Consider the following 22,274-nt stretch of genomic DNA (forward strand, 5'->3'; position numbering starts at 1 on the left):
TAAACATGGGTTAGAAAATGTTGTCTCAATTACGAATTTCTTAATTTAAATCTCTGGATTTTACCTGTTGGTGTTTTCGGTAAATCCGATATAAACTCAATAATTCGTGGATATTTATAAGGAGCTAAATGCTCTTTAACATACGCTTTCAGCTCCGCTTTTAATTCGTCTGTCGGAGCAATTCCTTCTTTTAAGACAATAAGAGCTTTCGGTTGCTCTAAATTATTATCATTCTTCACACCAATAACTGCGACTTCTAGCACTTTATCATTCTTGATTAAGCAATTCTCAATTTCAACCGGTGATACCCAAATACCGCCTACCTTCAACATGTCGTCGGAGCGGCCGCAGTACCAATAATAACCGTCTTCATCTTTGTAATACTTATCCCCTGTATAGAGCCACTCACCATTGAATTTCTTTTTCGATTCTGATGAATTGTTCCAATATCCTGATGCAATACTATCTCCTTTAATGATCAAATCACCAATTTCATTATCGGAGACAGGAACAGATTGCTCATTTACAATTTTTACATCATAGCCAGGTACGGCTCTGCCAGAACTTCCTTCTTTAATCGCCCCTTCTTTATTTGATAGATAGATGTGTAAGGCCTCAGTAGAACCAATGCCATCTAAAATATCCAACCCAAAGAGCTCTTTCCACTGCTTGACGAAGGTGTCTGGAAGTGCTTCTCCGGCTGAGACGCAAACTCGGATTGAAGATAAATCATAGGATTTATCGCTTGTTTTAATATGATTAATCATGGCTCCATATAATGTAGGCACGCCAAAGAAGATCGTTGGTTTGTATTTTTCAATGGCGTCAAGTACATTCTCTGGCAGTGGTCGTTCTGGCATCAGGACAGTGGAACCCCCGGCTCCTAATGGGAAGTACATGCCATTACCTAAACCATACGCAAAAAACAACTTTGAAGCTGAGAATGTAATGTCATCCTCCGTCATTTCAATGATGTTTTTCGCATAGTTTTGAAACGCAGATTCCATGTTTTTCTGCAAGTGGATAACGCCTTTTGGGTTGCCTGTACTACCTGAACTATAGAGCCAAAAAGCAGGATCATCTTGTGTTGTTAAGAACGGTGACAAAGTTGTCGATGCTTTGTTTACGAGTTCATGATAGTCGATCACATCCACACCTGTGATGGCGCTTTCAGAAATTACGATAACATCTTTTAAGAAATAGAATCGATCGCGAAGATGTTTAATGTTCTCCCATAATTCTTCGTGAACAACAAGCACTTTTGCTCGGCTATTATTTAAGAAATACTCATAATCTGTTGGCTGCATCATTGAGTTAACTGGAATCGGCACAGCCCCTACCTTAACCGAACCAAAAAATGAAACGATAAACTCTGGAGAGTCATAGCAAAGAAGTAAGATTCGGTTTTCATTTTCGATATTTAAGTTTTTTAAAGCGTTCCCAAACTGATTGACTTTATTTTGCAGTTGCTTATATGTGATTTCTTCGTCTTTATAATAAATCGCAACCTTATCTCCTAATCCTTTATTAATGTTTTCATCAATAAAGTTGAAGGCCGCATTATAATGTCTGCTTATTCCTCTCACATTTAATTCAGTTTTTAACATATTCTCCCCCCGTTTTATAGATGGATGAAAGGCAATATCGATAGGTTATCATCGATATCGCCATCTATTTTTAAAGGTGAACCTTAATCATTACACGCCTTTGAATTCAGGTTGACGCTTATCAATGAATGCACTTAGACCTTCTTGAGCGTCTTGTGAACGGAATAGTAGGTTTTGAAGCTCACCTTCATAACGGATCGCTACGTTCAGTGGCATTTCTTTACCGTTCATGATGGATAGCTTAATATTTGATGTTGCATACGTTGCGCTATTTACAATCTTTCTTGCATATTCAAGCGTTTTCTCACGTGTTTCCTCTTGAGGGAAGACACGGTCTACTAGGCTAATGTCTTTTGCTTCTTGAGGAGATACCGTTTCACCTGTGATGTTTAGGTCTAATGCTTTTGAGTGACCCACTTGACGTGCAAGACGTTGCGTCCCACCTGTACCTGCTAATACCCCAAGGCTCACTTCTGGAAGTCCGATTTGTCCAGCTTGATCACCCATGAAACGTAAGTCACAAGCAAGTGCCATTTCTAATCCGCCACCAACTGTATGTCCTTCAAGACATGCAATCCAAATTTGTGGAGAGCGTGCAATTTTATCTAACGTCTCGTTACAGAATAAGCAGAATTGTGTTTTAAAGCGTGGTTCAGCTGATTTTAAGAAATTGATGTCTGCCCCTACAGAGAAGAACTTCGGAACATCACTCATAAGAATCGCAACTTTGATGTCGTTATCAAAACGGATATCATCAATTGCTGCATTTAAATCTTGATAATACTCCAAATCATAAGAGTTTGTTTTGTTTACATGTAAATGCACTTCTGCAATCCCATTTGCTTTTTTCACCGTAAGCGTTTTCGTATTTAAAGATGCTGTTGTCATAATAAATTCCTCCTAAATGTATAAAAATTTATTCAAATATCAATAATGATACTATTGTAAATATTCCAATAATTTATAAGAGCATCACAACCAGATCCAGTTGTTTAACCCCTTGAACTGGTTGTGACTTTAAGAAAATTTATAAATATGTGTATATTGTTAAATGGTAAAAGTAAAATAGTAACGCTATAAAGGCTCGTTAACGACGTACAGATTTATTTTATAAACCAAACATATTTACTGGCTTGGCACCTGTATATGCGAGTACACTCTTTGTTTCCGTGTAAAGGTCAAGAGTTTCGACACAAAGCTCGCGACCAAACCCTGATTGTTTATAGCCTCCAAATGGAGTACCTGGGAACGCAGAGATTGGATTGTTCACCATGACAATACCTGCTTTTAAACCAGCAGCTATACGATGAGCTTTTCCATGGTCTTTTGTCCAGACGGCTGATCCTAAGCCGAAAATAGAATCATTGGCACGTTGTAGCACTTCTTTCTCATCTTTAAATGTCATCACAACAACCACTGGGCCAAAGACTTCTTCCTGGGCAATTCTCATATCATTGGTGACATTTGTAATAATCGTTGGTAAATACCAATGACCATCTTTAAATTCTTCACCCTCTGGACGTTTCCCTCCATAAACAACTTCTCCGCCTTCTTCAACTGCTAGTTTCACATAATCATCAATGACTTTTTCGTGTCCTTCGGAGATGACTGCCCCAATGTGGGTATTTTTATCAAAAGGATCACCAACACGGAGTTGTTTCGCCTTGCTAACAAACTTATCCATAAACTCATCATAGATATCTTCATGAACAAACAATCTAGACCTTGCCTCACATGACTGCCCTGTATTATAGAAGATACCGAATAATGAACCATCAACAGCTCCATCAATATCACAGTCATCAAAAACAATATTTGGCGATTTTCCACCCAATTCTAGTGTGACACGTTTTAATGTATCTGAAGCCCTAGACATAATGTCTTTTCCTGTTTCGGTTTCCCCGGTAAAGGCCACTTTATCTACGTCTTCATGTTCTGTTAAGTAAGGACCAATTTCTGAGCCACTACCTGTTAGTACATTGACAACCCCCGCAGGTACTCCCGCTTCATGACAAATATCTGCTAGAATGTAAGCGGTAATTGGTGTATGGCTTGCGGGTTTTAAGACCACTGTACAACCAGCAGCTAATGCCGGTGCAATCTTCCATGCAGCCATCATCATTGGGTAGTTCCACGGAATAATTTGAGCACAGACGCCTACAGGTTCTTTTAACGTGTAGTTAAAGAATCCGTTAGGGACAGGATTTGTTTTCCCACCACTAGTTATAGCGACACCTGCATAGAACTCAAAATCTTCAATCGCTTGCATTACTTGCCCTTGAGCAGCAGCAACTGTTTTTCCGCTATTTAACACTTCGATGCGAACAATCTCCTCAAAACGACTTCTCATAATGTCTGCAATTTTATTTAAGAGACGAGCGCGTTTAGCTGCTGTTTGTTTTGGCCATTTACCTGAATCGAAGGCTGTTCTCGCAGCAGAAACTGCTTTATCAACATCTTCTTTTGTTGCTTTTGCGACTTGTGCTAGTACTTCTCCTGTAGCGGGGTTATACGCTTCAAAAAACTCTCCGTTACTACTTTCAACGTGCTCACCATTGATTAATAATTGATACGTATCTTTTAACATCATTCTCCCACCTATACCTTTTCAATAATTGTTGCGACACCTTGACCGACTCCAACACACATTGTGGCTAACCCATATCGACAATCGGTCTTCTTCATTTCATGAACTAAAGTCGTCACGATTCTTGCACCACTACACCCTAATGGGTGACCTAATGCAATCGCTCCGCCATTCACATTCACCTTGTTCGGGTCGATTCCTAATTCTCTAACACTAGCAATAGACTGAGAGGCAAAGGCCTCATTAATTTCAACTAAATCAATATCACCTATTGAGAGTCCTGCTCTTTTTAAAGCTTTTTGTGTCGCCGGGATAGGACCGATCCCCATATAGGACGGATCAACACCAGCTGCCGCTGACGTTACGACTCTTGCTAGAGGCTTTAACTCTAATTGTTCGGCTGTTTCTTCGCTCATCATCAACAATGCACTTGCACCATCGTTAATTCCTGAGGAGTTACCAGCCGTCACTGTACCGCCTTCTTTAAAGGCGGGCGCTAAGGTTGATAGTTTTTCTTGTGTCGTATTGGCTCTGACATGTTCGTCTTGCTCGAACGTGCCCCACTCTTTCTTCCCTGTTTTGACCCCAATTGGCACAATTTCATCTGTAAATTTGCCATTTCTAATCGCTTGATCTGCTTTTTCTTGACTCATACAAGCAAATTCATCTTGCTCTTCTCTTGAAACCTGATACTTTTCTGCCACTAGCTCAGCTGTTTCACCTAGACTAATGGGTGGATAAGCTTCTGCCAGTTTAGGATTAACCAATCTCCAGCCTATGGTTGTATCATGTAATGTTTGATTTCCTCTTGGGCCACCTAATTGTGGTTTCATCATGACATAAGGGGCACGCGTCATATTTTCTGTACCACCAGCGATAAATATATCACCAATTCCCGATTTGATCGCTGCGGTCGCTTGATTAACTGCTTCCAATCCTGATGCACATAGGCGGTTGACAGTCACACCAGGAACTGCTTCAGGTAAACCTGCTAATAACAATCCCATACGTGCCACATTTCGATTGTCTTCACCGGCCTGATTGGTACAACCAAAGAGCACATCTTCAATCAAACCATGATTGATCGGATTTCTTTTTAAAATCTCTTGAATGACATGGGCGGCTAAGTCATCAGCTCGCGTATCTTTTAACGACCCCATATATTTTCCGATGGGTGTTCGTACTGCATCAACAATAACTGCTTCGCTCATCTGACTTTCTCCTTTTCGCCCCTGTTTTGAAAGGAATAAAACCCTTGTCCGGCTGTTTCACCCGTCCAACCAGCAAGCACTAACTTTTTCAACAGCGGAGCGGGACGATACCTTTCTTCACCAAGATCTCGATTTAAGCCAACAAGGATGGCATAAACGTCATCGATCCCTATTTTTTCAGCCCACTCTAATGGCCCTAACGGATAGTTTGTGCCTTGTTTCATCGCGATGTCTATGTCTTTTGCGGAAGCCGTTCCTTCTGCAAGTGCAAAGGCTGATTCATTTACAATCATCGCTAAAATTCTTGGGAAAACAAGTCCAACTCCATCTTCAACTTCTTCCGTTTCTTTGTCTATCCGCGCAAATACTTCTTTAGCGTGGTCAACGCTTGCTGCTTTTGTTTGTAAAGCTGGAGTTATTTCAATTAAATCAATGTCATCAAGGTTGGAAAATGTCGCAAACCCTACCAATCGTTCTTGGGTTTCTAACCAAGAAGCCGCCTCAGTTGCGGTTACTCCTAATACTGTTGTGAGGATCAAAGTGCTTGCAGACACATGACGTTCAACCGATTGTAATTGTTGCTTTTTCTTTTCAATATCTAGATTTGTTGTTTCAATGACAACATCAATATTGCTTTCTAAAGGGGAAGTGCTATCAATCACTTGAACATCCTCAATCTCTGAGAATTTATCAGTTAGTACCTCAGATAAATGGTTGTCGCCTAGAATCATCAGATTAAGACTCATAGCTATAAAATCCCCCTTTGGCCTTTCTACCTAACCGCCCCGATTGAACCATTCGTTCCTGGTAATAATGAGGGCGAAAACGACTTTCATTAAAAAAGCTGCCATGAACGGTCTTCGTTGTTGCGAAGTTCACGTCGATTCCGATTAAGTCTTGCAGTTCAAACGGTCCCATCTTAAACTTCCCAGCTTTTTTCATGATGTTGTCGACTTGCTCAACGGATGCGATTTGATCCTTCATCACTCTGAGTGCTTCGTTGTAATAAGGTCGAGCAACTCGATTGACGATAAAACCAGGTGTATCTTCGCAGATGACTGGGCTTTTATGTAAGGACGTCGCTAGTTCCTTAAGAATGTCGATGGTTTCTTGTGATGTCTGAATACCTTTCACAAGTTCTACCAACGGCATCAAAGGTGCAGGATTAAAAAAGTGCATTCCCGCAACCCGACTAGGGGATTCGACATGGCTTCCAATTTCAGTCACCGATAAGGATGACGTATTTGTCGCAAAAATGGTCTCGGGTGAACAATGCTCTTCTAACTGTTTAAAAATGTCTCGTTTGATCTCGATTTTCTCAGGGGCAGCTTCGATGATAACCTGACATTCATTCAAATCTGCAATCACCGTTGTTGTTCGAATGCTCTCTTTCATCGCCGTACAAGACACATCGGAAATCTTTTGTTTCTCGACCAACCGATCTAAGCGTTTAAATATAATCGTAAGGGATTGGGTAAGGATCTCTTGATTTAAGTCGTAAAGAACCACTTGAAATCCTTGCTGTGCTGATAATTGTGCAATCCCAGCTCCCATCGTCCCCGATCCAATAACTCCAATCGTCGTAATATTCATTTTCTCCTACACCTCTCAACGTGTTCGGTTGACACCTAACAGATCGTTACCTCAAAACGAAAATCCTATTACGTTTTTTAAACTTTCGTCTACAATTGCAAATATACAATATTATAAATTTTCTGTCAATTGGTTTTGTTATGTTTTTTTGACGACCGCATATTATTTACGTTTATAATGTTGTTTATCTGGCTGTAAACTAGGTCATAACATTTTTAAAATAGGTCGGAACTAAAAAGTTATTTGCTCTAAAATAAGCATAGAATTGGCAACGAAATAGCAATCCTATGCTCATAAAAGTTATTTATATTGTTATATAGGGGTTACAAATCAGCGATTAGTTATCCATTAGACACATTCATAGTAATGGATTGGTTCATTTTGATCATTAACAGATTCATCAACATAGTGCTTTGTAAGCTTCCCGTCATTCACTAAGTATTCAAGATGGGCTAACGTTTCAGCCATTGCGAATCGCCATTGATGTGGTGTTAACGTTTTATAGTCAAAGGTTTCCTTAGCTACTTCATAGGCTGTCGACTTTTGAACCGCACCTAGCATGCCGTCTAAACGGGATTGATGATGACGAATTAACTCATCGATACGTGTAGATACGTCTTCAATGATATCGCCATGAGCAGATAATGCGATTCTCACATCTAACTGCCTTACTTTTTCCAAGGAAGATAGATAGTGCACCAAAGGATTTGGATCTGACTCTGGCCACAGACTAATATTCGGCGTGATTTTATCTAAAATATGGTCGCCAACAAGTAATAACTGCTCGTCTTTTTGATAAAAGCATATATGCCCATCACTATGTCCTGGTGTATGAATGACTTCCCAAGTATCTCCATCGATCACTACGTGTGAATCGTTTAATGGTGTTAATATAGGAAGCGGACGAACGTGTTTTTGAAGGTCATCCATATGTTTGACAATATCTTTTGATAATTGGTTCGGAACACCGTTGGCTAGTGACATATTACCTACTTTTATGGATTGCGTACTATCCTCTTCCCAAACCCTCTTAAACATCGCGATATCGATTAGATGCATATAAATGGGCGCCCCTGTTAACTCTTGCATCCATCCGGCAAGGCCCGAGTGATCGGGGTGAAAATGGGTTAAATAAATCGTTTTAATTTGTGTTGGCGTAAGGTCTAACTCATGAAAAATATCATTCCAAGCTTCTTTGGCTTTCGGATAATTAAAACCAACATCAAGAAGGACAGCCTCGTTTCCCGATCGAAAGAGGTAACAATACACATACTTCATTGGAAATGGAACAGGAATACCGATTCGATATAACCCTTTCCTAATCTCTTGAATGTTCAAAGGCTCTCACCCCTTATGCGTTTTTCCATTGAGGTTTTCTTTTTTCTAAGAATGAATGTAATCCTTCTTGTGCATCTTCTGTATCAATTAAATCATTTAAATAAATTTGCTCGACCTTTCCTAATGAGGCTGCAAATGTTGTGGCCATCGCTTCACGTACGGCTTGTCGAGTCACTTGTAGAGCCAATGGACTTTTACTTCGTAGGTTTGCTAGTAACTCCTCTAGTTCTCCCTCTAGCTCGTCTCTGTTTTTCACTTGATTAATAAGCCCACATGCTTGAGCTTCTTGAGCGGTTATTGTTTTACCCGTTAACAACAACTCCATGGTCTTGTTGACCCCTGTTAACCATGGGAAGACGACAACCGAGACAGGTGGAAATAAACCAAGATTAATTTCTGGTTGCCCAAACTTGGCTTCTTCTGCCGCTATGGAAATATCACAGAATGTCGCGATTTCACATCCTCCTCCGAGTGCTGCGCCTTCAACGACAGCGATGGTCGGACATGGAACTTTTAGGAGAAGATGAAACATTTTATGGAAGACATGGATCATTGGCTCCGCTTTATCACCGAGATGATCTTCCACCGCAACACCTGCTGAAAACGCTTTTCCTTCCCCACGAATCACTAGCCCATTTAATCCAGGTTGATCGCAGATATCCTTTAATACATCAACAATCTCCTCCATCATCTCCATGTTTAACACATTTAATGGTGGTCGATTGAGTGTTAAAAATCCAATGTTCTCCTCAACAGCAAAGCTAATATTTTGATACGTTTTCATAATTCTTTTCCCTCCATTGGTTATCTATAAAAGTTGTTTATCTAGAGATCCTTGAAGCCGCTCTTTTGTTTCTTGCATTTCATGTACCATTTGTTGAATGACATCCTCAACACCTTCAATTGAACCGATTAGTCCGACGGATTGGCCAGCATGAACCCAACCATCATCCAACTTTCCTTCTAACGCAGCGATTTTATTTTTAAATCCACTAATATATGGGTAGAGCTCTCCAGGAGTGAGGTTTCCTTTTTCAACTTCAGCTACTTGTTGAACATACTCATTTTTGATCACGCGATTGGCCCCACCGACGCTCCGCTCAATGACAGTCGTTGATTGATCATTCGCTTCAACTAAAAGCTTTTTATAATCCTCGTGCGCTTGGCATTCTTTCGTCGCAATAAATCTTGTGCCTAGTTGTACACCTTCAGCTCCTAGTGCCATCGCAGCCACCATCCCTGATCCATCTGAAATCCCACCAGCTGCGACAACAGGTACATTGACTGCCTTTATCACCTGTGGAACTAAACTGAATAAGGTTAGCTCATAAGGACTATTTCTGCCACCGGCCTCAAATCCCTCACATACAATGATGTCTGCTCCAGCTTTTTCGGCATTGATGGCATGTTTCACCGTCCCAACAATGACGATCACTTTCAGCCCTAGTTCTTTAAAAAATGGAATAAACGGCCGCGGGTCCCCAGAACCTAAGCTAACAGCATGAAGGTGTTCCTTATTCTCTTTAATAATCTCGAAGTATTCATTGTAGTGGGAGAAATAGCCACTAATCGGGATGTTTACGCCAAATGGCTTTTTTGTTTTTGTTGCAGCAATGTTTATTTGTTCTCTAAAATTATCGGGATTTCGTCCTGACACTGCGACTTGTCCAAATCCACCAGCATTTGAAACAGCTGCTGCTAATTCTCCATTACCGACATAGGCCATCCCGCCTTCAATAATCGGGTACCGAACACCTAATAGGTCAGAAACTCGATTCATTATCATAGCATTCACCTCACTGTCTTAGTTTTCCTCGAAGCCACTTTTATCCGAATACATCTAGTTACTCAACACTAATAAACAAATAAAATTAAGAATATTCTGAATTATGATAGTGCACGTTGTTTAAAATCATTCTTCTCAAAGATTAATGATATTAGAACGCCCCCAACAATCCCCCAAAACGGTGCACCGATATTTAAGAAGGTCACACCTGACATGGTGATCATAAACGCAAACAGAGCGCCCATTTTGTAACGATTTGCGAAGCTCATTTCTAGACTTTTCTTTAAGACGCTGAGTAAGGCTAATCCGGCTAATAACTGAATAATTGAAATTGGAATCATATTGATGACAGCTACCGCTACGGATGCAAATAATCCAAAAATGATCCACATCACGCCCATAATCACACCTGACTTATAACGGTTTTCTTTTGCTCCTGAGGAATCATCAGCGATAATGGCTGTCATTGGCCCTGCAATACAGGCAGAATGAGCACCAAAAAAACCATTAATGATCGAACCAATACCACTCCAATTGGTCATGCCATTGATGGGTGGCGTGTAATCTAAACTTTTTAAAACCCCAATGCCTTGTGAATTTTGGATCGCAATCACTGTTAAGGCGAGCGGAATCACTAATTCTCCGATAGCCTGAAGATTAAATGTAGGCAAAAAGAATTGGGGTTGAGAGATATGTACCGAAACATCATGGAGTGGAAACGGCTCAACTAACCATACGAGAATACCCGCTACGATCATCGAAGCTAATATAGGTGGGAGACGCTTGGCTAATGTACTAAAATAAGAAATAACTAAAAATACGATAAATGCTATCCCGTTTATTATTGGTTCAGATGAAATGGATAGAAAGATATCAATTCCAAAGGGGAGTAAAACTCCAGACACCATCCCCATCATAATCGGTGTTGGTAGTCGTTCCATCACCTTATGAATCACGCCAGATAAGCCTAGTATCAATATGAAGATTCCCGTAACTAAGTAGGCACCGACCACATCTGAAAAAGAATGGTTCATTAAAGAGGTACCCACAAGGACAGCCCCAGGAATAGAAAAGGCCGCAGCGATTGGTTGACGATAATAGATTGATAAAATAACTGTCAGGAATCCGCCGACCACATAAATAGAGAAAATCCATGATGTTGTAATCTCACTACTTAAATTCCCCATTTCCGCTGACTGCATGACTAATAGTAAAGGTCCTGTGACACCAAAGAGCCATGCGATCCCGCCATTTGCAAATAGCGGTAGGTATACATTTGTCTGTTCATTTTCTTCTACTTTCGTTTGTATAATCGTCTCTCCTTTCACTGGTATTAATAGATAGCAACAAAAGGATTTAACGCTTTTTCTCGATCTGGTTGAACCTCTTTATCAGGAGCAGCTTCAAATAAAGATTCAAAAAAGCGAACGGATGGCTCTGATAACAGTTGATGAATATTATAAAACAATTCAGAAGCTTTGGTTCCCGACCAATTATCTGGTAAAAGTTGACTTGGGAAACTTGGATCTTTAAATAAGAATTTACGGTATTCATGGACAAGCTCTGTCCGTTTGACAAAACACTCTTCATCGGTTAATTCATTATTTAATCCCTTTTCACGTAACTCTTCAAATATAGGTCGGTATTTGTCAATAAAAGAATCGTACTCCCGGGCAATACTATCTAAATCCCATCCTTTACTGATGATATCTTCATTATCATGTGTAAGAATAGAACAAGACGTAAACAGTGTCGTATATTCCTGTAGACCATATGTTTGAATCATTTCAAGCACTTGGTTTTCGACTGGGTTTGGACTAATCCATGTGCTATTAGCAATCATCCCCAGGCCAGTCCAGTTCAACTCTGTTCGGATTTGGTTTCGTAATTCACGCTTCTCCTCTGGAATCGAATACGTTAAGATTCTCCAATAGCCATCCCAATAATGGTTCTTAATCGAATAAACCCTTTTAACCCCATCTTCCACTCGTCGATTTCCAATCTCAGTAACCGTATAATAGCTTTTATTTCCGATCTTCCTTACTTGTAATAGATCTTTTTGCACCATACGAAAAATGGCGCCTCGAACAGAAGATTCAGAGATACCGAACTTACTCATTAACTGAATTAAGCTTCCAACCCAAATTTCTCCTCCATAATATTGAATATATTCCCCATAAAGTGTGTACATCAGTGACCTAGGCTTCAACAGTCTTCACTCCAAACTAAGTTCATTTCTATCACTGATATAAACGTAGATGAATTTTCAATGTTTTGCAATTGTTTTCTTATAAAAGTTATTAAATTGAAATTTCAGGAGGAACTAGGCGCTTAACCAAGGATTTTTGCTACTTATATTCTGTATATCTTCATTTAAAATACTAATCACATCTTCTGGGATCGGCACGGCCTTAATGTCGTTATCCTGTTGTTTCACCCATCCTCTTAATTCATGACCGACACCTGTTCTAGTATCGCCCTTAAAGATTTGATGGGATAACTTAATGGTTTTATTATTGATTTCTTCCACAGATGTTTTGATCGTAATGATATCATCATATAATAATGGATTTTCAAATGTACAATGAACATCAAGTAGTGGCAAAATGATTCCGTGCTTTTCTTCTAAATCTAACGGAGATAGCTCACAGCTTCTAAAAAATTGGTGGCCCGCGATATCAAACCATTTAAAGTAATTTGGATAGTATACGATCCCCGCTTTGTCTGTATCGCCCCAGTTCACTCGTAGTTGAAATTCATTGCTTCTCACTACTTTTCCCCCTCTCCTATCTGCTTCATTTTTTGCAGCTGTAACTAGTAGAAAGGGCGATACCAGTTGTTGACCGATATCGCCATTCTTTTAAGTATGAACCTTAACGAATTACACGCCTTTGAATTCAGGTTGACGCTTATCAATGAATGCACTTAGACCTTCTTGAGCGTCTTGTGAACGGAATAATAAGTTTTGAAGTTCACCTTCATAGCGGATCGCTACGTTTAATGGCATTTCTTTACCGTTCATGATCGATAGCTTAATATTTGATGTTGCATACGTTGCGCTATTTACAATCTTTCTTGCATATTCAAGCGTTTTCTCACGTGTTTCCTCTTGAGGGAAGACACGGTCTACAAGGTTGATATCTTTTGCTTCTTGAGGAGATACCGTTTCACCTGTGATGTTTAGGTCTAATGCTTTTGAATGACCCACTTGACGTGCAAGACGTTGTGTACCACCTGTACCTGCTAGTACCCCAAGGCTTACTTCTGGAAGTCCGATTTGTCCAGCTTGATCACCCATGAAGCGTAGGTCACAAGCAAGTGCCATTTCTAATCCGCCACCAACTGTATGTCCTTCAAGACATGCAATCCAAATTTGTGGAGAGCGTGCAATCTTATCTAACGTCTCATTACAGAATAAGCAGAATTGTGTTTTAAAGCGTGGTTCAGCTGATTTTAAGAAATTGATGTCTGCCCCTACAGAGAAGAATTTTGGAACATCACTCATAAGAATCGCAACTTTGATGTCGTTATCAAAACGGATATCATCAATCGCTGCATTTAAATCTTGATAATACTCCAAATCATAAGAGTTTGTTTTGTTTACATGTAAATGCACTTCTGCGATCCCATTTGCTTTTTTCACCGTAAGCGTTTTCGTATTTAAAGATGCTGTTGTCATATTAAATTCCTCCTAATAATTTGTATTATGGTTTTTTTTCTTTCGTCTGTTATACATAATATACATAATGTTCTAAAAATTTTCAAATATCCAAATAAGGGGATTATCTGAGGTTAACACCCTTATACCTTTGTTTTTCTTCCATTATCTTTGTTTTTCATATTAATAACTTTTTTTTGTTGTTAACTATCTCGTCATCATGAAAAAAGGGATTATATATAAGAAGCTACCGATCCCGAACACTGGATATTTTTTTATTTAAGTGAGTGTTTAAAAAGGAAAAAATACCCCTTTTTGAACAGACTCTTTAACAAAATAGACACCTATTTTCTTGTTTAGATAGCAAATCTAATTTCTCTAGTAAGATTTACGCTCTACCTCCATATAAGAAGAAAGACGGTTTAAATGAAAAAAAGGGACCCCAGTTTTCTTAAGTCATAGTCTTTATCCAAAAAAGGATAAGCCTAAATCTAATATTTTCACTTGACAGAATATTTGAACTACTTTATATTATGTTATACAGACGGACATATAAAAAACATAATAAAATTCATATAAATGAGGTGTAATGTTATGAACAGGGAAGAATTATTAGAAAAAATTGACAAGGGATTTATTTTAGAAGGAAAAGAAGATATGAATGATGAGTATTTTCAGGCACTAAAACAGACGTTAACGATCGTAGCTGACACTGAATTATTAAGTGTTCCTCCACTGTTAACGGTCTATGAAGAAGCGCCAAGCCTAAACTTGAAGATTACAGCACTTGCCGTCATGCAAGACGAAATTGGTCATGCTCATATTGCTTGGCGTTTATTACAAGACCTAGGGGAAGATGTTCAAAGCTTAATGTTTGGACGTGAGCCAAACCGTTGGAAAAATCCATATGCATTTGATTTCAAACTTGATAACTGGGTTGAACTAGGTGTCTTTAATGCATTTTTTGACCGTGCAGGCTATACCCTTCTTGGTGATGCATACCAACACACAACATACGGACCTTGGAAACGAGCACTTGTAAAAGTAGATAAGGAAGAACTATTCCACCTTCGTAATGGTGAAGTGATTATGAGAAATGCGATGAAGAAACCTGAAACTGCTAAACAAGTTCAAGAAGCGGTTGATTGGATGTTCCTAATGGCTCTTGAATTCTTCGGTGTTGCAGATGGAATGAAGAGTCGGTCAGCGCAATTAGACTATAGTTTAAAAGGAAAAACAAATGATGAACTGCGTCAAGTCTGGTTATCAACTGCCGTACCATTCTGTGAAAAGATCGGCGTCAAAGTGCCAGCGCATTATGATGAAGAACAAGAAAAGTATGTGTTAGAAGTACCATTCCCATGTGAATTTGATGTTGAGAACAAGAAATGGAACTTTGATAAACCAGATACTTGGGAGGGCGTAATCAAACGATTTAAAGCACGCGGCCCGCAAAACAAAGAGTTTGTTGAACGAGTTAGAAAGGGACATTTAGAGCTAGAAAATCTAAGGAAGGAAGTGGTTTAGGATGACAGAAACAGCAACAAGACCAGAAGAAAGATATTGGAAAGCGCTTACTGAAGTGATGGATCCAGAATTCCCAGTTAGTGTCGTCGATATGGGTCTGATTTACGATATTAAAGCAAATGAGGGAACTGTTGATATCAAAATGACCTACACTGCTTCCTCTTGTGCATGTATGGAATGGATTGAAAGCGATATCGAAAACCGCATTTTAGAAGAAGATGATGTTCAAAGCGTCAATATTAATGTCGTTTGGGAGCCGGCTTGGACTGTTGACCGTTTAAGTGATAAAGCAAAAGAACAGCTGAAACATTGGGGGGTAAGCACGAAATGATAAATCAAAAGTCTGAATATTACGTATTTACAAGAATTAAACGAGGGGATGACCTTTTATTCATCGGATCTGTCGACGCTGACTCAGACAATTTAGCAAAAGTGTATGCCAACTATACCTATGACGAAGAAGATTGGTTTGAAATGTTCGTTGTCAAAAAAGACGATTTCTTACAAGTGAAACTATCAGATGGGGTTATGAACTATCAATCTCGCGTAAAAGGAGCTGAAGTGGTATGAGTAACAGCGCATTAATTCAATTGGTTGAAACAATCGCAGATAATAAATATGTTTTAGGGGATCGCTTAGTTGAGGTTGGCTTTAGTGGTCCGGACGTTGAGTCTACACTTGCCTCAGTCGCAATGGCACAAGGTGAATTAGGTCATGCACGCTTATTATACAATTGGGGATTTACTTTAAACGGAATTAAAGGGAAAAAGCCAGAAATCACAAATGAAACAGGAAAATCATTTAGTGAAGTTCGAGCGATTGATGGCTGGGTTAAATTAATTGCCAATTTATATACCGTAAACGTGGCTATGGATGTAGTGATGGAAGCGATGATGGATTCAGGCGATGCGGACATCGCAGCGAATATTAACAAATTATATTTAGAGCATAAAGAGCATTGTGTCTTCTCTGAAGGATGGGCACTAAAATTAATCAATGATGAAGGTGGTGTACCAAAGAAATTTAAAGAAGACTTAAACCAAGCTCTTCCTGAAGTCGAACAGTGGATCAAAGACGTAGAATCAAACAGTGAGTTAAGCAACTTTGTTGTCCAAAACAACCTTGTTAAAAGGTTTCAAGAAACAATTGAACAAGTAAAAGGTGAAGGAGCGGTTACGAATGTCGGCTAAAACTGAAGCACCCTTCTGTTCCTTCTGTGAATCAGAAAATGTGAGAATCATGGCCCCATTTGGAACTGCACAGCTCGTCAGACAGTTTTATTGTAACGATTGCAAAAGCGTTTTTGAATACATCCGCTGGAGAGATGAAGGCCAAAATGAACACCGTGATCACTCAAAGAAACTAATTAGAAATGTATAAATCGATAATAATAAAGGTGACTCAAGGTATTTTGACGAATGCTTTGAGTCATTTTTTCTCTTTTACTTTTCTTTAATGGTTATCAATTTTAAAATAATGCTATCAATAACAATATTAATATATTGAGTTAATCCACACAAAAAAGAATGGTTAACACTGAACCATCCCCTTTTTAATAATTATTTTCTAACTGAATACATTCTTCGAGCGTTGGTTATTTTACAGCTTCACTCACATTTAATAGCTGCTTTAACGTACGCCAATTTTCAGGTGTCCATCGTCCTCCACCAACGACAACTGCTTCATCGATCTCTACAACTGGAGCTTTTCGAACATTGTACCTTTCTTCAATTATATCTCGCAAATGATCATCTTTTTTCATGTCCTTGTTTTCATATTGAATATTATTCTCTTCAAAGAAATCTTTTAACTCTGTACACAATTGGCATGTATAAGAACTCCATAACACTACTTTTCGATCCATACACTTAACACCCCTCAGTATATTTGGTATACTGTATACAATACACTAAATAGTGCGAATTTTCAACCAACTAGGTTCGGGTTATCGTGTCACATACAACCATTTTAAGCTAAAGAGCGAAACAGCTAATGAGAAGCCTACTCCGATTAACAACCCTTTTTCAACGCCAAACGTTAATGTAGCTATGAATGTCATAACAAGGGACCATCCTTCTGTTTTATTCGCAGAAAACAATTCAACTGCTTTTCGAACATCAATGAGATTATAGATAGAGACGATAATAATCGCTGCTAAAACGGCATCTGGTAAGTAGTAAAATAATTGAGTTAAATATAGTAGTGTTAGGATCATGATAATTACTGTAACGATAGATGCGAACTTTGTTTTTCCACCTGATTGGTAGTTTACAGCCGTCCTTGAAAACGCCCCTGCTACAGGGAAAGATGAAAATAAAGAACCGATAAAATTAGCAAAACCAAGACCTGCCAGTTCTTGATTTGTATCTAGGGTATAGTTTTCCTTATTTGCAATATATTTTGCAATCGTGATCGATTCGACATATCCAATGAGCGCAATTGTTATTGCAGTAGGTAATAACGAAAGGATGACATCAACATTTAACATAGGGGCAGTAATCATAGGAAAGCCACTAGGAACATCTTTGATTATACTTACTCCTTTATGGTGCAATTGAAAGAACGAAACAATCAACATACTTCCTGCAACAACAAAAAGGGGGCCGGGTATTTTCGGAAAGTTCTTTTTTAAGGTAATAAGAATAGCAATACTCCCAATACCAATTGCTGTTGTGATTACATGAGCCTCTGGTAATTTACGTAGAAACTCTAAAAATAATTGAAGAGCAGTCCCTCCGTTATCCATATTGATTTGTATTAAGTTCTCAAGTTGATTCATACCAATAATGATCGCTGCTGCAGAAGTAAAACCACTGATTACACTATGTGGAATAAATTTCACTAAAGTTCCGGCACCTATAATAGCTAAAAGAATTTGAATCGTCCCCACTAAAAACGTCAATATAATTACTAATGAAAAAAAATGTTCAGATCCAGGTGGTACTAGGGTCGATACCCCAGAGAACGTCAATAAAGCGACGATTGAAACGGGGCCTACAGATAAATGGCGGGATGAACCTAGAAGAGCATAGATGAGCAATGGTATTGTTGCTGTATATAAGCCAATAATTGGGGGTAATCCTGCTAACATCGCATAAGCGAGCCCTTGAGGGATTAACATGATAGCGACAGTAATCCCTGCGGTTATGTCACCTTTTAAATAGCTTTTTCGATAGTTTAGATTCCAAATAAGTGGATCAGATTCCTTTAAGCTCATAAAAGCAAAAATCCTCCTATTCATGTGCAAATTTTCTATCTTAACTTTTGGAAAAATTCTACTTATATTGATACAATATGAACATTACTGAAATCATATTGGCATTTTGTATACAATAGAAGCTATGAATATATATATATGACTACTATATTTTTAATTGGTTGGTGACATTATGTTAAAGTATCTTTTTGCTATTGCAATATGTATGTACCTCGTCTCTAATATATTTCAACATCAAGGGATTCAATTGGTTGTTTCCACAGTATCCTTATTTGCAGTTCTTTCAACATTATTTTTTGTTAGTAGGTTTGTGCTCATCTTTGGAATAAGCTTCTTGAGTTTGGGAGTCGTGATGCTTGTTATGAGTGGGACAAGTTTCGTTCAATACTTGCTTTCATTCGGTCCGATGTTAAACTTACTGAGTTTATTTGCATTAGTTCCGATATTAGCTCTACCGATTAAATTAGGAAACTACGCTCAAGAGGTTCAACACATCATTAAAGAAAAAGTTCAGCATACAGGTCATCTATATATGGTTTCGTCAGGAATTTCATACTTCCTTAGCTCTTTTATGAATTTAGCTGCGTTACCGATGACTTATTATTCAATTCGTCCTTCGATGGATCTGTTTATCATTAAACATAAAGAGCGCTTTTTGAGCAGATCCATTACACATGGATTTTCAATGCCTTTGTTATGGACACCCGTTACACCAATCGTTGGTATTGTAATTGAAATGACCGGGGTTAGTTGGGGAGGAATGCTACCAATCCTTATCCCCTTAAGCATTCTAGGATTGCTCCTAGATTGGCTTACAGGGTATTTTCTCTCAAAGAGAAAGGATTTAACACAGCACCGGGAGCTTGATCAAGCACAACAAGAAATGGCTGCATCAACTGAAGGTGCTACCCAACCTGCAAGACCGAAGAAATTAATTCATATTATCGCTGCTATTTTACTTTTAAATGTGGTTATCACATTCTCTGAGGTGTTTTTTGAATTCAGCTTTCTTTTTCTTGTGACGTTGCTTGTGATTCCTTTTTCATTTCTATGGTCGATGTTTATTAAAAAAGGAAAACAGTTTCTATATGGATTAAAGGATCATTTTAATACCCATTTATTAAAAATGAAGGACCAATTTTTCATCTTCCTATCAGCAGGTTTTTTCATTTCAGCAGTAAACCTATCAGGGGTGGATCAGACAGTAAATACCTGGATTATACATGTCGTCGATATCACTGGGATAAAATTATTTTTAGTTCTTCTTCCATTTATCCCACTCCTTTTAGCGTTTATTGGGTTACATCCTGCTGTTGCATTAGCGCTGATCGCAGAAGCTCTAGATCCATCGGTTCTTAACATTTCACCACAAATACTTACTGTAGCGATGCTAGGTGGCGCTGTACCTGCTTTTCTAATGGGGCCATATAATGCAACTTTAGGAATCATGTCGAACATTATTAATGAAAGTCCATATAAAATATCAAACTGGAATTTCGTATTTACAGGCTCATATCTTTTATTATTAACGGTGTTTATCTTAACCTTGCAATATATTCTATAAAGCAATAGCCAACAGAAAAGAGGTAGTCTCTGTTGGCTATTGCTCTTTATAATCTAATACAAAAACCGAGTATGATCGAAATTCATACTCGGTTTTACACTTTCCTTTTAAAATATAGTATGATAAGAATTAAACAACTGGAGGTCTACAAACAACCGCTTCGTGCCCATCATTATTTTGATAATGCGTTAACCATGTACATTCTTTACACTGGGAGACACAAACCTTTCCGTGAAGTCCACATCTAACCGTTTCATCCGACACAGGCTCTATTCTCTCTTCAAATAAATGCTCCCACCAGTTTAATTGTTTAGGTATTTTGTTAAACATAGCCTTCAACTTCTTTCTATCGTTATGATCTTCTCTCTAATGGTTTATTGTATACCAAAAAGCTGTTTAAAAAAAGGCCTTGTAATAAGGAAGTTTTTAATCTCTAAAAAGTTCTTTATGATTTTCTTTGATTTTTAAAAGTGTGCCCTCTAATGAATCATCTTCAAGTGTATAATCTCTTATACTTTGAAACGAATATCCTGTACTACGATCCCCTCTTAGTACCTGTAATAACTCACTAGTTTCAAAGCGCCCCTGCTTAATACCGATTTTTTTTACCTCAACATGATTATTAATAAACTTTTCATAGACAACACAGTACCCAGGTTTTATCTCCTCAGATAAAACTTCCTTCATTTCAACAAGTTGCTCGACAATCACCTTTTTTCACTTCCTATCAATTAAATTAGTATTAAGATTTCACAGGTTGTACTTTTCGTTTTTGAACTTGTTTTGTCATATCTTTATCCCATGAAATTGTAATATCCCCTTCGTTAATGAATGTTTGACAAGCAAGACGATAACCTTTATTTAAAATATCCTCTCCGAGCTTTTTGATTTCTGCAGGCTTTCGTTTATCTAAGTTTTCGCTTCCTTCTTCAATATTGACTAAACAAGTTCCACAGTATCCTCCGCCACAACGGTTTGGTACTTCCCCGTCATATCGCAAAGAGTTTCGCAAAATATTTGATCCGTCTTCTACTTCAATTGTTCTATCCGTGTTTTTTATGTGAATATTCGCCATTCTTAATTCCTCCTTTTTGATCATTAAAAAGTCTTAATATTGTGCTATGACATGCTCCACAGCAATTTTCACAGTAATATTTTTTATGGATTTCGCTGTAAAACACTCCTCAAATTTATATTGTATACAATATACCATATCGATAATATTCTGACAATACCAAAGTGAAAAGTTTCTCAAAGTAGCGCTGTATTCGTTATTTGTGAATTATTTGACAATGATTGAGTAATAAGGTTATATTATTTGGTATACAATATACAACTTAGGTGGTGTTTTTAATGTTGAAAATTGGAATGATAGGGTTTGGAACCATCGGTCAACAATTACTAGATTTAATCGAAGATAAAAAGCTAGTAAACACAAAAGTAGAATCGATCCTTGTACGGAACATAGAAAAAGTTCACAACCAATTAGGTAATAATCGGATCAATGTTACGGACGATCCTGAATACTTTTTTTCTCAAGATTTAGATTTTATTGTTGAAGCGGCGGGACATGAAGCTGTACGACAATATGGTAAGACAGCTCTTGTACACGGTAGTAATCTAATACTTGTTTCGGTAGGTTCACTTGCTGATGACTCTTTTTTAAATGAAATAAAAGAAGCTGCAGAAAAAGTTCAAAAGCAAATCATTATTCCTTCAGCAGCAATTGGTGGGCTTGATCGAGTAGCATCTGGTTCGATCGGTGACATTGATCAAGTGAAACAAATAACTCGAAAACAGCCGAAAGCTTGGTATGGAACAAAGGTTGAGAAAGAATTTGATTTAGAATCAATTAAAGAGCCAACATGCATCTTCAAAGGTAAGGCCCGTGAATCAGCAGAGATCTTTCCTGAAAACGTAAATGTATCAGCAGCCTTAAGTTTAGCTGGCATTGGGTTCGATCGAACAGAAGTTGAAGTCTATATCGACCCAAGTATTGATCGAAATACCCATGAGGTCTTCATTTCAGGACATTTTGGACAAACAAAGATTGAAATTCAAAATACACCGTCACCAGACAACCCTAAAACAGGATATATTGTAGCCATGAGTATCGCGAAAGTGTTAAATAGCTACACAAACCCAGTTGTCCTTGGTGTTTAATTCCCATACAATGCTAGAAAGCA

The 22,274-nt window shown here is 38.3% G+C and carries 25 protein-coding genes; 7 read left to right on the forward strand and 18 right to left on the reverse strand.

Going from position 1 to position 22,274, the window contains the following annotated elements; all coding sequences use genetic code 11:
* Positions 1–29: 29 nt before the first annotated feature.
* From KH400_RS16465 to KH400_RS16525, 13 genes are all read right to left on the reverse strand, one after another.
* Entirely contained in the window at positions 30–1,607 is a 1,578-nt protein-coding gene (locus tag KH400_RS16465) for a benzoate-CoA ligase family protein (protein ID WP_217226414.1), read from the reverse strand.
* Positions 1,608–1,697: 90 nt separating this feature from the next.
* Positions 1,698–2,495: an enoyl-CoA hydratase/isomerase family protein gene (locus KH400_RS16470; RefSeq protein WP_217226415.1), complete on the reverse strand. Its 798-nt coding sequence runs from the start codon at positions 2,493–2,495 to the stop codon at positions 1,698–1,700.
* Positions 2,496–2,715: 220 nt separating this feature from the next.
* Positions 2,716–4,194, reverse strand: coding sequence for an aldehyde dehydrogenase family protein (locus tag KH400_RS16475; RefSeq protein ID WP_438821124.1), 1,479 nt, complete (start codon positions 4,192–4,194; stop codon positions 2,716–2,718).
* 11 nt (positions 4,195–4,205) lie between these two features.
* On the reverse strand, positions 4,206–5,405 hold the full coding sequence (locus tag KH400_RS16480) for a thiolase family protein (protein ID WP_217226418.1): 1,200 nt from the start codon (positions 5,403–5,405) through the stop codon (positions 4,206–4,208).
* Entirely contained in the window at positions 5,402–6,151 is a 750-nt protein-coding gene (locus tag KH400_RS16485; RefSeq protein WP_217226419.1) for a 3-hydroxyacyl-CoA dehydrogenase family protein, read from the reverse strand. Before KH400_RS16485 ends, KH400_RS16480 begins: the two co-directional genes overlap by 4 nt.
* Positions 6,141–6,998, reverse strand: a complete 858-nt coding sequence (locus KH400_RS16490) for a 3-hydroxyacyl-CoA dehydrogenase NAD-binding domain-containing protein (protein WP_217226420.1) — start codon at positions 6,996–6,998, stop codon at positions 6,141–6,143. Before KH400_RS16490 ends, KH400_RS16485 begins: the two co-directional genes overlap by 11 nt.
* Positions 6,999–7,346: 348 nt before the next feature.
* Positions 7,347–8,336 (reverse strand): MBL fold metallo-hydrolase, encoded by a 990-nt coding sequence (locus KH400_RS16495; RefSeq protein WP_246589744.1) that lies wholly within the window; start codon positions 8,334–8,336, stop codon positions 7,347–7,349.
* A gap of 13 nt (positions 8,337–8,349) precedes the next feature.
* Positions 8,350–9,120: an enoyl-CoA hydratase/isomerase family protein gene (locus tag KH400_RS16500; RefSeq protein ID WP_217226422.1), complete on the reverse strand. Its 771-nt coding sequence runs from the start codon at positions 9,118–9,120 to the stop codon at positions 8,350–8,352.
* 24 nt (positions 9,121–9,144) lie between these two features.
* The gene (locus KH400_RS16505; RefSeq protein ID WP_217226424.1) at positions 9,145–10,122 is read right to left on the reverse strand and encodes an NAD(P)H-dependent flavin oxidoreductase; all 978 of its coding nucleotides are present in this window, start codon (positions 10,120–10,122) and stop codon (positions 9,145–9,147) included.
* Between the two features lie 101 nt (positions 10,123–10,223).
* Entirely contained in the window at positions 10,224–11,450 is a 1,227-nt protein-coding gene (locus KH400_RS16510) for a benzoate/H(+) symporter BenE family transporter (protein WP_217226426.1), read from the reverse strand.
* Between the two features lie 5 nt (positions 11,451–11,455).
* Positions 11,456–12,331 carry a PaaX family transcriptional regulator gene (locus KH400_RS16515; protein ID WP_217226428.1) on the reverse strand — a complete coding sequence of 292 codons (876 nt, stop codon included), beginning with the start codon at positions 12,329–12,331 and terminating at the stop codon, positions 11,456–11,458.
* A gap of 114 nt (positions 12,332–12,445) precedes the next feature.
* Positions 12,446–12,892: an acyl-CoA thioesterase gene (locus KH400_RS16520; protein WP_217226431.1), complete on the reverse strand. Its 447-nt coding sequence runs from the start codon at positions 12,890–12,892 to the stop codon at positions 12,446–12,448.
* A gap of 111 nt (positions 12,893–13,003) precedes the next feature.
* The gene (locus tag KH400_RS16525) at positions 13,004–13,801 is read right to left on the reverse strand and encodes an enoyl-CoA hydratase/isomerase family protein (RefSeq protein WP_217226433.1); all 798 of its coding nucleotides are present in this window, start codon (positions 13,799–13,801) and stop codon (positions 13,004–13,006) included.
* A gap of 573 nt (positions 13,802–14,374) precedes the next feature.
* Here KH400_RS16525 and KH400_RS16530 point away from each other — a divergent pair.
* From KH400_RS16530 to KH400_RS28490, 5 genes are read left to right on the forward strand one after another with little or no spacing between them, the layout of a single operon-like run.
* Positions 14,375–15,307 carry a Phenylacetic acid catabolic protein gene (locus KH400_RS16530; RefSeq protein ID WP_217226435.1) on the forward strand — a complete coding sequence of 311 codons (933 nt, stop codon included), beginning with the start codon at positions 14,375–14,377 and terminating at the stop codon, positions 15,305–15,307.
* 1 nt (position 15,308) lies between these two features.
* Complete coding sequence (locus KH400_RS16535) at positions 15,309–15,638, forward strand: metal-sulfur cluster assembly factor (protein WP_217226437.1); 330 nt, start codon at positions 15,309–15,311, stop codon at positions 15,636–15,638.
* On the forward strand, positions 15,635–15,877 hold the full coding sequence (locus KH400_RS16540; RefSeq protein ID WP_217226439.1) for a hypothetical protein: 243 nt from the start codon (positions 15,635–15,637) through the stop codon (positions 15,875–15,877). The genes KH400_RS16535 and KH400_RS16540 overlap by 4 nt, the downstream gene beginning before the upstream one ends.
* Positions 15,874–16,497, forward strand: a complete 624-nt coding sequence (locus KH400_RS16545) for a Phenylacetic acid catabolic protein (RefSeq protein WP_217226441.1) — start codon at positions 15,874–15,876, stop codon at positions 16,495–16,497. Before KH400_RS16540 ends, KH400_RS16545 begins: the two co-directional genes overlap by 4 nt.
* A 49-nt stretch (positions 16,498–16,546) precedes the next feature.
* Positions 16,547–16,687: a hypothetical protein gene (locus KH400_RS28490; protein ID WP_438821125.1), complete on the forward strand. Its 141-nt coding sequence runs from the start codon at positions 16,547–16,549 to the stop codon at positions 16,685–16,687.
* A 214-nt stretch (positions 16,688–16,901) separates the two neighbouring features.
* Here KH400_RS28490 and KH400_RS16550 read toward each other — a convergent pair whose 3' ends face one another.
* Both KH400_RS16550 and KH400_RS16555 read right to left on the reverse strand, forming a co-directional pair.
* The gene (locus KH400_RS16550; protein WP_217226443.1) at positions 16,902–17,171 is read right to left on the reverse strand and encodes a glutaredoxin family protein; all 270 of its coding nucleotides are present in this window, start codon (positions 17,169–17,171) and stop codon (positions 16,902–16,904) included.
* An 81-nt stretch (positions 17,172–17,252) separates the two neighbouring features.
* Entirely contained in the window at positions 17,253–18,524 is a 1,272-nt protein-coding gene (locus KH400_RS16555; RefSeq protein ID WP_217226445.1) for a SulP family inorganic anion transporter, read from the reverse strand.
* A gap of 334 nt (positions 18,525–18,858) precedes the next feature.
* On the opposite strand from KH400_RS16555, the gene KH400_RS16560 reads away from it, so the two are divergent.
* Positions 18,859–20,088, forward strand: a complete 1,230-nt coding sequence (locus tag KH400_RS16560) for a hypothetical protein (RefSeq protein ID WP_246589746.1) — start codon at positions 18,859–18,861, stop codon at positions 20,086–20,088.
* Positions 20,089–20,217: 129 nt separating this feature from the next.
* On the opposite strand, the gene KH400_RS16565 is transcribed toward KH400_RS16560, so the two are convergent.
* The 3 genes from KH400_RS16565 to KH400_RS16575 form a co-directional block, all read right to left on the reverse strand.
* A complete protein-coding gene (locus KH400_RS16565; RefSeq protein ID WP_217226449.1) occupies positions 20,218–20,418 on the reverse strand; it encodes a hypothetical protein in 201 nt (66 codons plus the stop codon).
* A 96-nt stretch (positions 20,419–20,514) separates the two neighbouring features.
* On the reverse strand, positions 20,515–20,799 hold the full coding sequence (locus tag KH400_RS16570; RefSeq protein ID WP_217226451.1) for a hypothetical protein: 285 nt from the start codon (positions 20,797–20,799) through the stop codon (positions 20,515–20,517).
* Between the two features lie 31 nt (positions 20,800–20,830).
* Positions 20,831–21,163 (reverse strand): 2Fe-2S iron-sulfur cluster-binding protein, encoded by a 333-nt coding sequence (locus KH400_RS16575; protein WP_217226453.1) that lies wholly within the window; start codon positions 21,161–21,163, stop codon positions 20,831–20,833.
* Between the two features lie 278 nt (positions 21,164–21,441).
* On the opposite strand from KH400_RS16575, the gene nadX reads away from it, so the two are divergent.
* Positions 21,442–22,251 (forward strand): aspartate dehydrogenase, encoded by an 810-nt coding sequence (gene nadX / locus KH400_RS16580; protein WP_217226455.1) that lies wholly within the window; start codon positions 21,442–21,444, stop codon positions 22,249–22,251.
* Positions 22,252–22,274: the final 23 nt, after the last annotated feature.

Origin of the sequence: Desertibacillus haloalkaliphilus, from assembly GCF_019039105.1 — a bacterium.
Classification (GTDB): Bacteria; Bacillota; Bacilli; order Bacillales; family KJ1-10-99; genus Desertibacillus; species Desertibacillus haloalkaliphilus.

What these genes read in the sequence shown, in the direction of transcription:
- KH400_RS16540 (WP_217226439.1), top strand. Translation starts at nt 15,635, where the DNA reads ATGATAAATCAAAAGTCTGAATATTACGTATTTACAAGAATTAAACGA.
- KH400_RS16530 (WP_217226435.1), top strand. Translation starts at nt 14,375, where the DNA reads ATGAACAGGGAAGAATTATTAGAAAAAATTGACAAGGGATTTATTTTA.
- KH400_RS16555 (WP_217226445.1), bottom strand. Translation starts at nt 18,524, where the DNA reads ATGAGCTTAAAGGAATCTGATCCACTTATTTGGAATCTAAACTATCGA.
- KH400_RS16465 (WP_217226414.1), bottom strand. Translation starts at nt 1,607, where the DNA reads ATGTTAAAAACTGAATTAAATGTGAGAGGAATAAGCAGACATTATAAT.
- KH400_RS16535 (WP_217226437.1), top strand. Translation starts at nt 15,309, where the DNA reads ATGACAGAAACAGCAACAAGACCAGAAGAAAGATATTGGAAAGCGCTT.
- KH400_RS16490 (WP_217226420.1), bottom strand. Translation starts at nt 6,998, where the DNA reads ATGAATATTACGACGATTGGAGTTATTGGATCGGGGACGATGGGAGCT.
- KH400_RS16565 (WP_217226449.1), bottom strand. Translation starts at nt 20,418, where the DNA reads ATGTTTAACAAAATACCTAAACAATTAAACTGGTGGGAGCATTTATTT.
- KH400_RS16475 (WP_438821124.1), bottom strand. Translation starts at nt 4,194, where the DNA reads ATGTTAAAAGATACGTATCAATTATTAATCAATGGTGAGCACGTTGAA.
- KH400_RS16480 (WP_217226418.1), bottom strand. Translation starts at nt 5,405, where the DNA reads ATGAGCGAAGCAGTTATTGTTGATGCAGTACGAACACCCATCGGAAAA.
- KH400_RS16575 (WP_217226453.1), bottom strand. Translation starts at nt 21,163, where the DNA reads ATGGCGAATATTCACATAAAAAACACGGATAGAACAATTGAAGTAGAA.
- KH400_RS16505 (WP_217226424.1), bottom strand. Translation starts at nt 10,122, where the DNA reads ATGATAATGAATCGAGTTTCTGACCTATTAGGTGTTCGGTACCCGATT.
- KH400_RS16525 (WP_217226433.1), bottom strand. Translation starts at nt 13,801, where the DNA reads ATGACAACAGCATCTTTAAATACGAAAACGCTTACGGTGAAAAAAGCA.
- KH400_RS28490 (WP_438821125.1), top strand. Translation starts at nt 16,547, where the DNA reads ATGGCCCCATTTGGAACTGCACAGCTCGTCAGACAGTTTTATTGTAAC.
- KH400_RS16470 (WP_217226415.1), bottom strand. Translation starts at nt 2,495, where the DNA reads ATGACAACAGCATCTTTAAATACGAAAACGCTTACGGTGAAAAAAGCA.
- nadX (WP_217226455.1), top strand. Translation starts at nt 21,442, where the DNA reads ATGTTGAAAATTGGAATGATAGGGTTTGGAACCATCGGTCAACAATTA.
- KH400_RS16485 (WP_217226419.1), bottom strand. Translation starts at nt 6,151, where the DNA reads ATGAGTCTTAATCTGATGATTCTAGGCGACAACCATTTATCTGAGGTA.
- KH400_RS16550 (WP_217226443.1), bottom strand. Translation starts at nt 17,171, where the DNA reads ATGGATCGAAAAGTAGTGTTATGGAGTTCTTATACATGCCAATTGTGT.
- KH400_RS16500 (WP_217226422.1), bottom strand. Translation starts at nt 9,120, where the DNA reads ATGAAAACGTATCAAAATATTAGCTTTGCTGTTGAGGAGAACATTGGA.
- KH400_RS16545 (WP_217226441.1), top strand. Translation starts at nt 15,874, where the DNA reads ATGAGTAACAGCGCATTAATTCAATTGGTTGAAACAATCGCAGATAAT.